The organism is Streptomyces sp. NPDC002130, from assembly GCF_040296465.1.
Taxonomy (GTDB): Bacteria; Actinomycetota; Actinomycetes; order Streptomycetales; family Streptomycetaceae; genus Streptomyces.
On the sequence record NZ_JBEOXI010000103.1, the window covers coordinates 1 to 13763 of the forward strand.

At 68.8% G+C, this 13763-nt stretch carries 7 protein-coding genes and 3 pseudogenes; 4 read left to right on the plus strand and 6 right to left on the minus strand.

Annotation, left to right across the window (positions count from 1 at the left end; all coding sequences use genetic code 11):
* Positions 1–1452 precede the first annotated feature (1452 nt).
* Positions 1453–2169: pseudogene (locus ABT116_RS20525) on the minus strand (ATP-binding protein); the annotation flags it as partial.
* Positions 2147–3637: an HAD-IA family hydrolase gene (locus ABT116_RS20530; RefSeq protein ID WP_351635750.1), complete on the minus strand. Its 1491-nt coding sequence runs from the start codon at positions 3635–3637 to the stop codon at positions 2147–2149. The pseudogene ABT116_RS20525 and the gene ABT116_RS20530, both read right to left, overlap by 23 nt.
* Before the next feature lie 295 nt (positions 3638–3932).
* Between ABT116_RS20530 and ABT116_RS20535 the strand changes: the two genes are divergently transcribed.
* A complete protein-coding gene (locus tag ABT116_RS20535; protein ID WP_351635753.1) occupies positions 3933–4928 on the plus strand; it encodes a phosphotransferase family protein in 996 nt (331 codons plus the stop codon).
* A gap of 410 nt (positions 4929–5338) precedes the next feature.
* Here ABT116_RS20535 and ABT116_RS20540 read toward each other — a convergent pair whose 3' ends face one another.
* Positions 5339–8107 (minus strand): hypothetical protein, encoded by a 2769-nt coding sequence (locus tag ABT116_RS20540; RefSeq protein WP_502983907.1) that lies wholly within the window; start codon positions 8105–8107, stop codon positions 5339–5341.
* 183 nt (positions 8108–8290) lie between these two features.
* Positions 8291–8557 (minus strand): annotated as a pseudogene (locus tag ABT116_RS20545) (oxidoreductase); the annotation flags it as partial.
* 78 nt (positions 8558–8635) lie between these two features.
* On the opposite strand from ABT116_RS20545, the pseudogene ABT116_RS20550 reads away from it, so the two are divergent.
* A pseudogene (locus ABT116_RS20550) lies at positions 8636–8836 on the plus strand (LysR family transcriptional regulator); the annotation flags it as partial.
* Positions 8837–8919: 83 nt separating this feature from the next.
* On the opposite strand, the gene ABT116_RS20555 reads toward ABT116_RS20550, so the two are convergent.
* Positions 8920–9801 (minus strand): alpha/beta fold hydrolase, encoded by an 882-nt coding sequence (locus tag ABT116_RS20555; RefSeq protein WP_351635759.1) that lies wholly within the window; start codon positions 9799–9801, stop codon positions 8920–8922.
* Between the two features lie 169 nt (positions 9802–9970).
* Entirely contained in the window at positions 9971–10549 is a 579-nt protein-coding gene (locus ABT116_RS20560; protein ID WP_351635804.1) for a TetR/AcrR family transcriptional regulator, read from the minus strand.
* 464 nt (positions 10550–11013) lie between these two features.
* Between ABT116_RS20560 and ABT116_RS20565 the strand changes: the two genes are divergently transcribed.
* Both ABT116_RS20565 and ABT116_RS20570 read left to right on the plus strand, forming a co-directional pair.
* Positions 11014–12216 (plus strand): LLM class flavin-dependent oxidoreductase, encoded by a 1203-nt coding sequence (locus ABT116_RS20565; RefSeq protein WP_351635762.1) that lies wholly within the window; start codon positions 11014–11016, stop codon positions 12214–12216.
* Positions 12217–12236: 20 nt separating this feature from the next.
* Entirely contained in the window at positions 12237–13610 is a 1374-nt protein-coding gene (locus ABT116_RS20570) for an NtaA/DmoA family FMN-dependent monooxygenase (protein ID WP_351635765.1), read from the plus strand.
* Positions 13611–13763: the final 153 nt, after the last annotated feature.

Here is a 13763-nt window from a genome sequence, read left to right on the forward strand (position 1 = left end):
ACGGCCGCGCAGCGCGGCCTCCACGAGGATCTTCGGGTCGTGACGCCGGGCCTCGGCGATCGCCTCGTCGAGTCCGGACAGGTCGTCGACCTTGGAGTATGCCTCCGCTTCAGCTACGACGATCCGTGCCTCGTCGTGATTCCCTGCGGCTGCTTCGAGGCGGGCGAGGCTGTGAAGGGCCTTGCCGGCGTCTTCCCACCAGCCGCACTCCAGCGCCTGGTTGCGGCTTTCGGTTGCGTAGGCGCGTGCTGCGCCCACGTCGCCGGCAGCCAGGGCGATATTGGCGAGAACGCACATGGCCCGGACTTTCTCGATCACCTCGCCCGCCGCGTCAGCGCGAGACAGGGCCTCTTGGGCCAGGTTTTCTGCCTCCACAGCGCGGCTCGACAGAGCCAGGGTCTCTGCGATGTCGTTCAAGAGCCGACAGATGCCGTGGACGTTGTCGCAGGTCCTCATGACGTCCAGGCCCCGGCCGAAGAGTTGGAGCGCTTGCTCGATGCTGCCGGATTCGCGGGTCAGATAGCCGGACAGCCGCAACAGGCTGCCCAATTGATACGAAGGAGGGTCCGTGGCTACGAGGCGTTCGGCCTGGCGTCGATAAAAGGCGGCACGGGTCGGCCGTCCCATGAAGAAGGCCATGTAGCCGAGATAGGTGAGGAACCGGGCCTGCGCCACCTCGTCGCCGCACTCCTCCGCAGAGACGGCACCCGTCTCCCACGCCCACACCGCGTCGGTCCATAGGCCGCGCGCGTGCAAATAGTAGCCGAGTCCGCCGACCAGGCTTCTGACATCGTCGTGGGCGCCTCCCTGGGCGGCCCATCCGATCAGGTAGCGAATGTTGGGCCACTCCAGGTCGATCGAGGCATACTGTGTCGCCTGCACATGCTGGGTCCGCTCGTCGCCGATCAGTCCGCTCAGGTACTGCAGCTGATATCGGGTCGCTTGCCGGAGTATGGCGTCGCACTCACCGGCGTCGGTCTGTGTCACGTGACGCCGCACCAGTGGATGCATGTCCCAGGTGCTGTTCTGCCGTTGCAGCAGCGAGAGCTGGACGAGGTCGTTGAGAGCCGCACGGACGGATTCCGTGTCGGCGATGCCCGTCGCTCCAGCGGCCAGCCCGAGCGTAACCGGGGCAGGCAGTGCAGCGACGGCGCGCATGACCTCCACGTGATGGGGTCGAGTCGCCACCCGTTCCCAAATGCCGCTGAACGAGTAGCGGGTCAGGTCGTCGTGGCCGGATGACAAGTCCTCCACGACCTCGTCAAGGGTCATGCCCAGCCGAATGCGCGCTGCCGACCAGACGATGGCAAGCGGGAGCCCTCCCGTCAGTCCGACCAGGCAGTCGATGACACGGTCAGAGTCACCGGTGGCGTCGACGGTCTGCGAGGCGAGTTGGCTCAGCAGGCTGCGGGACTTCGCCGCTGGGAGATTGTTCAGGCTTACGGAGACGGCCACGTCGATGCGATAGCGAGTAGTGACAATCGCCTTGGTGGGCGCGGGCAATTCCCTCAGGAAGGACTCCACGCTCACGTCGTCGATCGTTTCCAGATTGTCCACGATCAATAGCGTCCGCTGGCGCTTCAGCGCATTACGGACGAGTTCGACACGATGGTCCGCCGAGGCGCGGGTGATGTCTTCGCGGCCCAGGCAGATGGCGATCGTCTCGAATATGTCGTCCAGTGTTCGATGTCGCCAGGGGCGATGCTGGGTTCCGCGGGCAGTGAGTAAATTCTCTTTCGCGGAGACCCAAACTATGGCGTCATATCTTTCGCTCCGGTCGAGCTTGAGGTGGTTCATCACATAGTATCTGGCGACCTCAAGGGCAAGTGCGGACTTCCCGCTCCCGCCGATGCCGTCCAAGGCCACCAAAGCATGCTGCGAATGAGGATAGGGTCGCAGGATGGATATGATCCGGTCCATCTCCTCATCGCGTCCGATAAGTTCCGCGTAGTCCGGTGAAGGCAGATTCTCTACTTGTCTGGCATGCGCTTCTTCCTGTTCCGACCGGTCAATGAGGCGTCGGTGTCTCTCCGTGTACCAGTCCCCGAGGGAACGTTGCCCGAAGACGATCAGATAGATGAATCCCAGAACACCGACGATGACGGGCACGATCACTTCCAGTGACATGCTTTCCCCGTTGGTTGTGTCACGTGCGGACCGGACCAGCATCCCTTCTGGCGATCAGGAAGATGCCTATCCCGCGGCGACTGCGTCGCCCGAGCATGCGCGTCTCCAGAAGGACCAGCTCCTCCAGGAGCCGGCCGGTCAACCGCGAGAGCCACCGCAGGCGCAGCAGTGCTCGAGCAGCGGGGGCCGCGAACCGGCTGCGTTCTATACCGAAAGCCAGCCAGTAGATCAGGAACCAACGGCTGCCCGCCGCGACCTTGTTGAAGCCGATCCGCTCGGCCGCCTCGGTCAGGGAATCCAATGTGTATTCACGGATGTGCCCAGCTGAGAAGCTCTTGCGCTGGATGCCGCGAAACAGCGGCCAGGTGCCCTCGATACTGTTGGGGACCGCAAGCACGAGCAGACCCCCGGGGCGGGTGACCCGCGACAGTTCACCGAGCACGGACTCTGGATCAGGTACGTGTTCCAAGAGTTCTGCGCAGAGGGTGAAGTCGCTGGAGGCATCGTGCAGGGGCAGCCGCGCGGCGTCTGCCTGGACGGACACGGGGCTGGGCAGTTCGCCGGACGGCGTGGAACTCCGTCGCAACGCGGCCTCTGTCAGGTCGATACGCACCACGGGGCAGCTGAACAGCTGTGTCATGGCTGCCGCGTGGAAGGAACTCCCACAGCCGACGTCGACGGCGAGTGCCGGTGACGGGGCTTCGGCGACACGGTGCAAAAAGCGGACGAAGGACAGGTTTTCTGCGTGGTACCAGTCCGGGAGCCTCGCTATCCGGCCCGCCGACTTGTCACGCTCACGACGCTCATAGACTTCCCGGTACTCACGGCTCGTGCCGACGCCTCTCCGGTGGCCCTGTGCGGCCGCGTCGAATACCTTGAGCACGTCTCTGATGTCGTCGATGACGAAGTCGGCAGAGGAGAGATCCTGGTTGAGGACGGATGGTCTCCCCACCGTCACCAGACCGACGGCCTTCCCCAGGTTGATGCCCTGAGCCATGTCCTCAACCAGCACTGTGCGTCCCGGCTCCAGCCGAAGGTCGCGCAGAATTGCCCACAGGGCCTCGGGATCCGACTTGGGGACCTTTGCTCCTCGGGCCGCAACGACGACGTCGAAGTACCCCTCCCATCCGAAGCGGCGGATGCAGGCGCGCAGACAGGGCTCGAGCTGGTTACTGAGAATGGCGATTCTCAGGCCGGCGCTCCTGGCATCTCGCAAGACCTCGGCAGCTCCCTCGAACGGGTGGACACTGGGGAGGTTTTTCTCGAAATGTGAGGCGAAAACGTCGGGCGCCTTCCGCATGGACCGGGTTGAAACTCCTTGCTCGCGATACAACTGCCGCCAGTCGTCAAGGATTCCGGTTTTCCACTGCTCGGCAGTGAGCGGGCGGCCTCCCAAATCCGCAATCGCACTGGCGTGGGCCTGCGCTACGGCCTCGATTTCGTCGGCCAGTACGCCAGACCAGTCGAACACGATACCGTCGATCGGCTGACCACCGGGAGATGACGTCATGTCAGTCATGCTAGGGCACCGAGTCGCATTTCAGTAGTAAGCGGATGCCCTGCGGGCCGAGTGGTGACCAGTGGGGTCCGAGTTAAGTGTGGGAATTCATCTGCCTGGTGAGAAAGGAAATTACACACACGACCAACCGCCCCTGCGTCCGGCATCGTTCGTTCGCGTCGACGCCCTCGCTGTGGGAGTTCGGCGAGGTCCGCCGTAGGAACGAGGCTCCGGCAAATCATTCGGCATTGGGTGGTGGCTCGCGTAGGGTGCCCCGGTTGTCGAGCGGGAAGGCGGGGTCGTGGGCATGGCACCCCGAACAGTGACACGAGACGAACTGGCGGGGGCGGCGCGGGCCGCCCTGGGGGGTGGGCGGCGGCTGGAGACGGTTGAGCGGCTCACCGGCGGCAGCAAGAAGGGCGTCTACCGGCTGACGATGGACGACGGCACGACGGCTGTCGCCTATCTGTGGAAGGCGTCGGAGAACTACTGGCCGACGGCCGAGGGTGACGACGACCTCACGAACCCGTTCTCGCCCGTTGCCGGGCTCGACCTGTTCGAGGCCGCTCGCGCGCGACTGGACTCGCTGGGCCTGCGGGTTCCCGAGCTCCACCTGACGGACCGCGATGGCACTCACTACCCGGCCGACCTTGCGATCCTGGAGGACTTCCCCGGCGAGAACCTGCTGGACCTGCTCAGCCGTGATCCGCACGCTGCGGAACCGACCATGGCCCGCCTCGCCGACGCGCTGGCGGCGATGGCAAGTCACCGAGGCCCGTCGTTCGGCAAGGTCGGCCTGATCGACGCGGGCGGGGTGTCACAGGCAGCGTCGTGCGAGCAGGCCGCGCTCGGCTTCGGGCTGCACTGCCTGGCGGAGGCGGCTTCCCGTGACGGGAGGATCGCGGGCGCCCGCGACCGGCTGGAGGAGCGGCTCCTCGAGCTCGCCGCCGCGGTGCGGTCGCGCGCCGAGTACTCCGTCGTCCATGGCGAACTGGGGCTGGACCACGTACTGGTGGACCGGGACGGCAACCCTGTTCTCATCGACATCGAGGACCTCATGTACTTCGACGTCGAGTGGGAGCACGTGTTCCTGCGGCTCCGCCACCCCGACCGCCACGGTCGGCGGTTGGCGGTGGAGGGGCTCGACGAGGAGAGGCTCGCGCTCTACACGCTCGTCCAGCGCCTGTCACTGACGGCGGGTCCGCTCCGGCTCCTCGAGGGCGACTTCCCCGACCGGGCTTTCATGAAGGCAATCGCCGAGCACCACGGCAACGAGGCGCTGGCGCTGGTCTCGGTGGTGTAGACGCCGTCAGGACGCGGCGTCGCGGATCGTGCCCTGCTCTGGCCGGTCGCCGGGTCAAAGAGCCTGGGCGGTACCGACGGGACACCAGTACTCACCGGATGAACTCGCTCCCGCGCGCGGCACCTGCTCGAAGCCAAGCGCCTCCTCGTGCAGCGGGCACCACCTCGGCGGACATGGCCGGCCGGCTGGGCTTCAGGACCCGGGTGACTTCGCCAAGTTCTTCCGCAAGCGCGACGGCCGAGCGCCGCAGGAGTTCCGCGCGACGGAGCGTGTACGCAGCTGACCGACTGGTTCAAGAGGTCCTTGTGAAGCGCGGGGCCCGGACGGACGGGGCCCCGCGCAAGAGGGTGCTCACGATGCCCTCGTACACCGCGCTCACGGCTGGTCGGGCACTGTCCCCCACACCGTGCTCAGGGTTTGTCGAGCACCGTTCCCGTCAGCACCGGCCGGCCGGGCAGCGGCTCGGCGTGGCGGTCGGTCAGTGCGAGGCGCATCGACTCGGTCGGCTCGGCCACCTTGTCCTGGACGGTGGGCACGACGAAGTCCACGCCGGTGCTCCCGGACGGGATGTTCAGCCACACCCACAGGTGCGCGTCGGACAGCGGCCGCTCGGGGTCGGGCACGTCACCGGACGAGTCCTTGAGCCACTGCGGGTCCACGTCCTTGGTGGACAGCTCGGTGCCGTCGGTGCCAGGCAGCACCCGAACCGGCTCCCAGAGGTCCGTCGCCGCGGGCGCGTCCACGGACAACCGCCAGGTCAGCGCCTCTCCCTCGGTCACCCGGTCCGCGATCGGCGACAGGGTGATCACCGGCTCGGGGTCGTCGTTCCCGACGGTCAGCCCGCCCCGGTACTTGCCGACGACGGTGCCCCGGACGGCCTTGACGGCGATGTCGTGCTCCACGTCGTCGCCGTAGGCCGTGTCGCCCTTCACCTCGACCGGGATGTCGACCGCGCCGCTGCCGGGCCGTACCGTCACGAGACGGTTCTCGGCCCGGCCGCTGTCCGGGTCGAGGATGTACACACGGACCTGCCCACTGCCCTGCCCGGAGACCTCGACCGGGATCCGGTAGGTGCGGGTGCCCGAGTCGCCCTCCTTGACGATCTCGCGGCCCACGTCGACCCGCGGCAGTGCGGCCGCCTTAACCGCCGGAGTGCCGGGGGCCCAGCCCCACGCGTCCATCAGCCAGGCCCGCCCGGACTGTGAACGGGGTGTAAGCGCAAGGGACTTGACACGCTTGAGATCGAGCCCGGCCCGGGTCGCGGCCGACAGCGGGACGCGCAGCTCCTGCGCCCAGTAGGACGCGGTGGCGGCGGAGCCCGGCAGCCCCGCCACTTCGACCCGACCCAGCGTGGCCGTGCGGTTCCGGGAGTCGGTGACGGACACGTCGAACTTCGTGCCGGTGGTGTTCGGCGGTACGAAGACCCGGAGCGCGAGCTCCTGCGACCCGCGCAGGGAGAGCGGCTTGGCCGGAGTGATACGCGCGGCCGTGCCCGGTGCGGACCACTTCAGGTCCACCGCGCTGCGGCCGGTCTCCTGGTTCGTCACCCACGACGCGAAGTGCGGTGACGATCCGGGGGTCTCGGGGGCCAGACAGGCCACGGCCGGGTCGGGGTCGATCGCCGAACACAGCCGGGCGCCGGACACCTTCGACCCGCCGTCCGGCAGGAAACCACCGCTGCGGCGGCCGCCGACCGCGTGGGTCAGCACGCGGGCGGGATCCGCGGACGGGGCCCGCTTGCCGGAACCGTCGAGCAGCGGACGCACCCGATCGTCCCCGGCGAGGAAGAGCCGGGCCGCGGCGGCGATGTACGTGGCGCCCGCCTTGTGCTGCTGGGCGGCGCTCAGCCGGGTCGCGGCGCCCGGCGTGCACACCGGGTCCGGCTGATCCGGGTCGGTCCCGAAGTCGTCACTGGCCGGTGCGACGGCCTCGCCCGGGGTCCACTCGCTGTTGAAGTAGTTGTGGTTGGCGCCGACCATGTAGACCGCGCTGTGCAGTGCCGTGCCCCGGCTGATCCCGCGCGTCCCGTCGACGAAGTCCTCGCCCTGCAGGTCAGACACGTCGCCGTCGCAGCCCGGCAGCAGCGTCACGGACGGCACGTCGGCGACCGGATTCCGGCCGAAGATCGTCGGTGCGATGAGCACGGTCCCGCGCACCTTCCAGCGCACCGGGCCCCGGTAGCCGTCCTCGGCGGCCGGCGGCGGGTAGAGGCTGTCCATGACGGCCCGGTTGACGCCCTCGCCGCCGCGAGAGTGGCCGACGAGCAGGACCTCGGACAGGTCTGCCTTCGGCGCCTGGCGTACGACGGCCGGGGCGGAGGAACGATGGGCGGTCCAGTCGGCCCAGCGGGCGAGGTGCTGCCGTACCAGCGAGGAACGTGCCTGCGCGCCGGCGTCCTCGGTCTCCGCGTCCTGGGCGTTGATGCCGTTCGCCGAGATCGACACCGTCACATAGCCCTGCGAGGCCAGCAGTCGCTGATCGCGCAGATAGCCCAGGTAGCTCGGGATCGGCTTGTAGCCGTCCGCACAGGGCCAGTCGCCGGTCACGTCGTCCTCGGTGCCCGGCTTGTAGCAGGTGTCGTGGCGGCCGTGCAGGAACAGGGCCAGCGGCCGGCTGCCGGTGGCACCCTTCGGCGCCACCACCTGGGCGGTCATCTCCACCGGGGCGGCGTACCCGGGCAGGCGGACCGGGTCGAGGTCGTACTCCCCGGTGACCGTGCGGTACGAGCCGGGTTTGCCCGGATCAACGCCGTTCGCCGGTGCCTGCGCGGGCCTCCGTCCCACACGCGAGCCGGACCTGTGCGTGTCGTCGGCCGCCGCGTCCAGTCGGCGCCCCGCGGCCGTCACTCGAAGGTCCGTCAGCTGCTCGGGCCGCATCTCACCGAGGGCGAGCCGGAAGGTCCGCCCGTCCCTCGCCGGCTTCGGCGCCCCGAGCAGCCGGTCCTCGGTACGGAACTCGACTCGCGCATCCCCCATGGGCACGGCCTTCGGCGCACGCCAGACCAGCTCACGGGCCCCGGCCTCCCCGTCGATCCGCCACCCCGGCGGAAGTGGGTTGTCGTCAGTCATGTTGAACAGCCTTGGAGTGTGCGGCTGTTCGGCCTGTGCCGGTCCGGGCGAGCCCGCCAGGGCCGCCAGCACCGCCACGGCGGTTACACATATTCGCCGGGCACGGATCAATGATCCTCTCCTCAAAACCCCGTACGCAGACGTCCCGTCGGTCCCGGGCGCCTCTCGCGTCACCTAGGACGGGGAGGGATGTCTGTGGGTTGTCTGTGCGGAGGCGCCGAGATGACGGGCGAGCGATGCGCTCGGCCAGGGCAGCTGATCGCTCTCCGGTACGTCGTTGCGAAGGCCCTGCTGGCGGCCGATCTTGTCCAAGTCGGCGAGGACCTCGCCGGAGAGTGAGAGTCCCGCGCCGACGACGTACTCGCGCAGGTGCGCCACCGACGAGGTGCCGGGGATGCGCAGGATGTTCGGCGACCGCCGCAGCAGCCAGGCCGTGGCGACCGACATCGGCGCTGATTCCAGCCGGGTGGCCACGGCGGAAAGCGCGGCGGACTGCAGCGGGGTGAAGCCGCCGAGCGGGAAGAACGGCACATGGGCGACGTTCTCGGCGGCAAGATCGTCGCCGCAACCGGCTGGTGCTGGCAGTGAAGGCCGCCGCGTCCCACGAGCTGCCGCACAAGCTCCTCGGCGCCTACGCTCGACCAGACGCAACTGGCCCAGCTGATCGCCCTCGGACGCACCGCGGCGGTCTTCCCCGACTCCGCCCGCGCCTGGCTGTGGGCCGAGCGCACCGCCGTCCCGCTCGCCGACGCGCCTCCCGTCGTCACCCACATCGCCTGGCCCGCGCACAGTCGCTCCCTCGCCGTCGCGGGACTGATCCGCACGGCGACACGGCTATGAGCGCCTGACCGGTCAGGACGAGGTCACCTGCGGTGCCCGGTTCCGGCCGCCGGGGGCTTCCGGCCCCGGCGGCCTGGTGCCCGCTACCCGTGCGCGGCCAGGAACGGCAGGACTGCATCGGCCATCTCGTCGGGTACTTCCTCCGCGAGGTCATGGCCCGCGTCGAAGACGTGTCCGGTGACGTCATGGGCCACGAGTCGTGCCTGGGACTCGTTGCGTTCGCCGATGAAGGCGGAGCCGCCGAGCGCGAGGACGGGGATGTCCAGCTTCTGCCGGGCGGATCGCCGGTTCTGTTCGGCGTCGGTGAGCATCGCCCGGTAGACGGCGAGCATCGCGCGGATGCCGCCGGGCATGGAGTAGCAGCGCACGTACTCCTCGATGGCGTCGGGGGTGGCGGTGTCGGGGTGACTGCGCTCGTTCTTGATCATGTAGGTGATCAGTTCGCGTTCGTGCCCGGCGATCAGCATCTCGGGGACGTCGGGCTGGAAGTAGAAGCCCAGGTGCCACAGGTGCATGCCGCTGGAGACGTTCTCGGGGGTGAGGGCCGTGTGATCCTCGAAGCCGAAGCCGGGGAACAGGGCCTCGGCGAAGACCAGGGAAGTGGCGTGGTCGCGGTGCCGGGCGGCGAGCTGATAGCCGATCACCGCGCCCCAGTCCTCACCGATCACGGCGTAGGTCTCGTGTCCGAGACGAGCCATCAGCTCGGCGATGTCGTCGCTCATCGTCGCGGAGTCGTAGCCGTCCGCGGGGCGGGCGGAGTCGCCGAGACCGCGCAGGTCGGGCACGACGACGGTGTGGTGGGGCGTCAGCTTCGGGACCAGGTGGCGCCAGTGGTAGCCGGTCTTGGGCACGCCGTGCAGCAGCACCAGGGCGGGGCCGGACCCGGCCGTCCGGTAGTGCAGGCTCGTTCCGTTGACGGCCGCGCGGCCGGTGCGCAGGGGTGTTGTGGTGTGGTCGTACATCATGACGTGGTGCTCTCCGTCCTGGGTGCGGTTGGGTGAATGAGGTCAGCAGGCGGCTGGGACCGTCGGCGCTGACATGAGCTGTCGTCGCGGCCGGTACGGGTGTTCGTTTTCTTGATCGTGCGTTACAGATTCGGGGCATGGGGAACGTGAGGCCGAGCCGCAGGGCCCCTCAGTCGAGGGCGGTCAGTGCGACCTCTACGAGGGGTTCGAGGGCGGGCGCATCCGGTGTGACCTTCGCGGACACCAGCAGTCCGTTGAGGAAGGTGACCAGGAACGCGGCGACCGTATCCGGGTCGTGCCGCGCCGCGATCTCACCCCGCTCCATCCCGGCCCTCAGCACCTCGGTGAGCGCTTCCCGGCTGGCGTCCTGCATGTCGCGCACGGTGCGCCGGGTCGCCGCGTCCTGAGGCAGCCGCTCGCAGACGGCGTTGACGGCCAGGCACCCCTGACCGCCGCTCCTGACGGCGATGCGGATCCGTTCCGTCAGCAGCGTACGGATCGCCGCTCGGGCGTCCGCACCTTCCTCCAGGCTGCGCAGGGCGGCCGCCGCGAGGGTCGTGCGGTAGTGCTCCAGTGCGGCCCGGTACAGGCCGTCCTTGTCACCGAACGCGGCGTACAAGGACCCCTGCCCGATCCCCAGGTGCTGGGTCAGATCGCGCACCGAGGTCGCCTCGTAGCCGCGCGTCCAGAAGAGGTCCATGGCGCGGCTCACCGCCGCCTCGGTGTCGAATTCCCGGGTCCTTGCCATGACTCCACCGTAGTCTATCTGGATCGCTCGCTCAAGAAAGGAGATCGGTGCCTTGTCCAGCAGGGGCAGCGACTGGGTGACGTCGGTGAGGTCCGGCATCCGGGCGCTCCTTGACGAGAAGCACGATGCATTGCTCAACTGACCTCATGAACGCCCAGCGACGCTTGGTCTCGCGTGGCCACATCGACTTCGGTCGGGTGTGGTCCGCGGCGTGTTGCGCCTGACGCGGCAGTGGGCCGTCTGACCGGCCTTTCCCTCACCCGGTGAGTCCCTCCCGGAGCCGAGTTCCTCCGTCCTGATCCGCCGGTGTCGTCCAGTCACTTTCCTTGCACACAGGCCAGTTGGCCTGGGCCTGTGCAGGTGTCGTGCCCGATTTCCACACGCGAAGGTCCTGAGTCGGAGATCAACCCGACCGGGCTGCCCAGGACCACCAATCAGGCGAACCCCCCGCAGGAAGGCCCCTAGTGTCCTCGACTGCTTCATCAACGCTGCACCTCGCCGTCGCCCTGGACGGCACCGGCTGGCACCCCGCCTCCTGGCGTGAGCCGGAGGCCCGGCCCAGAGACCAGTTCACCGCCGCCTATTGGGCCGATCTCGTCACAGAGGCGGAGCGCGGACTGCTCGACTTCGTCACCATCGAAGACGGCCTCGGTCCCCAGTCATCCCATTTCCTGGACCCGGACGAGCGCACCGACCAGGTGCGCGGCCGACTCGACGCCGTCCTCATCGCCTCCCGCGTCGCCCCGCTGACCCGGCACATCGGCCTGGTGCCGACGGTCGTCGCCACCCACACCGAGCCCTTCCACATCTCCAAGGCGATCGCCACCCTCGACTACGTCACCACCGGCCGCGCGGGCCTGAGGGTGCAGATCACCGCACGCCCGAACGAGGCCGCACACTTCGGCCGCCGCACCATCGCGCGCATCGACGCCTACGACAGCCCGGCCTCCCTGGAAACGGTGACCGACCTGTTCGACGAGGCCGCCGACCACGTCGAGGCCGTGCGCCGCCTCTGGGACAGCTGGGAGGACGACGCCGAGATCCGGGACGTCGCCACGGGCCGTTTCATCGACCGCGGCAAACTCCACTACATCGACTTCCAGGGCAGGCACTTCAGCGTCAGGGGCCCCTCCATCACGCCCCGCCCACCGCAGGGCCAGCCGATCGTCAGCGCCCTCGCCCACGGCACCGCCCCCTTCCGCCTCGTGGCCCTCGCCGCCGACGTCGGCTACGTCACCCCGCACGACGCCGAGGAGGCCCGCACGATCGTCGCCCGGATCCGCGCCGAGCAGCGCACCGCGGGACGGGAGGCGGAACCCCTGCACGTCTTCGGCGACCTCGTCGTCTTCCTCGACGACGACCCGGCCACCGCCGCCGCACGCCGCGAGCGGCTCGACACGCTGGCCGGGCAGCCGTACACGAGCGACGCCCTGGTCTTCGCCGGCACACCGACGCAACTTGCGGACTTGCTACAGGAGTTGAGCGCCACCGGACTTTCCGGGTTCCGGCTGCGGCCCGCCGTCGCCGGCCACGACCTCACGGCCATCACCCGCGGACTGGTCCCCGAACTCCAGCGCCGTGGCGCTTTCCGCCGCTCCTACGAGGCCGCCACCCTGCGCGGCCTGCTCGGCCTGGCTCGCCCCACCAACCGCTACGCCGCCGTCTGAGCGGGAGGGACCCGAGACCGATGACCAAGCCCCTGAAGCAGATCCACCTGGCCGCCCACTTCCCCGGTGTCAACAACACCACCGTCTGGAGCGACCCGCGGGCCGGCAGCCATATCGAGTTCGGTTCCTTCGCGCACTTCGCGAGGACCGCCGAACGCGCCAAGTTCGACTTCCTCTTCCTCGCCGAAGGACTCCGGCTGCGTGAGCAGGGCGGCGAGATATACGACCTGGACGTCGTCGGCCGCCCGGACACCTTCACCGTCCTCGCCGCGCTCGCCGCCGTCACCGAGCGTCTGGGCCTCGCCGGCACCATCAACTCCACCTTCAACGAGCCCTACGAGGTCGCCCGCCAGTTCGCGAGCCTCGACCACCTCTCCGGCGGCCGCTCCGCCTGGAACGTCGTCACCTCCTGGGACGCCTTCACCGGGGAGAACTTCCGCCGCGGCGGATACCTGCCGCAGGAAGAGCGCTACTCCCGAGCCAGGGAGTTCCTCGCCACGGCACATGAACTCTTCGACTCCTGGCACGGCGACGAGATCCTCGCCGACCGTGAGACCGGCAGATTCCTGTCGGACGCCAAGGCCGGTTCCTTCGCCCACAGCGGCACCCACTTCGACATCCACGGGCAGTTCAACGTCCCCCGCTCCCCGCAGGGCCGCCCCGTCATCTTCCAGGCCGGCGACTCCGACGAGGGCCGCGAGTTCGCCGCCGCCGAAGCGGACGCCATCTTCAGCCGGCACGGCACACTCGAAGCCGGCCAGGCCTTCTACACCGACGTCAAGTCCCGCCTGGCCGCCCACGGCCGGACCCCCGATCAGCTTCTGATCCTGCCCGCCGCGACCTTCGCCCTCGCCGACACGGATACGGAGGCCGAGGAACTGGCCCGCGAGGTGCGCCGGCAGCAGGTCAGCGGTGCCACGGCCCTCAGGCACCTGGAGTTCGTGTGGAACCGGGACCTGTCGGCGTACGACCCGGACGGCCCCCTTCCCGACATCGACCCGGACGTCGGCCAGGACCACATCGCCAAGGGCCGCGCCCAGGTCCGCATGTACCGGGACCCGTCGGCCACCGCGCGCGAGTGGCGCGAACTGGCCGAGGCCAACGGCTGGTCCATCCGTGAGCTGGTCATCCACACCGGAAACCGGCAGAACTTCATCGGCTCCCCGGCCACCGTCGCCCGCACCATCAACGACTACGTGCAGGCTGACGCGTGCGACGGCTTCATCCTCGTGCCGCACCTCACCCCCACCGGCCTCGACGAGTTCGCCGACAAGGTGGTCCCGCTGCTGCAGGAGCAGGGGGTCTTCCGCACGGAGTACGAAGGCACAACCCTGCGCGACCACCTCGGCCTGGCTCACCCGGACGACATCGACGACGACCGGGTCGCGTCATGAACAACCGCGTCAATACCGAAGCCCCTTATGTGAAATCAGGTCTGGCATTCTTGACCGGCCGGACGATCCGCTGCTTTGATCGAAGACATGAAGCGACAGGACCTCACGCGGCGACGCCACGTCGACCTCGCGCGTGTCTGCAGCTCCCGCTGT

Coding starts and splice junctions, on each gene's coding strand:
- ABT116_RS20530 (WP_351635750.1), bottom strand. CDS start 3,637: ATGACGTCATCTCCCGGTGGTCAGCCGATCGACGGTATCGTGTTCGAC.
- ABT116_RS20560 (WP_351635804.1), bottom strand. CDS start 10,549: ATGGCAAGGACCCGGGAATTCGACACCGAGGCGGCGGTGAGCCGCGCC.
- ABT116_RS20555 (WP_351635759.1), bottom strand. CDS start 9,801: ATGATGTACGACCACACCACAACACCCCTGCGCACCGGCCGCGCGGCC.
- ABT116_RS20535 (WP_351635753.1), top strand. CDS start 3,933: ATGGCACCCCGAACAGTGACACGAGACGAACTGGCGGGGGCGGCGCGG.
- ABT116_RS20570 (WP_351635765.1), top strand. CDS start 12,237: ATGACCAAGCCCCTGAAGCAGATCCACCTGGCCGCCCACTTCCCCGGT.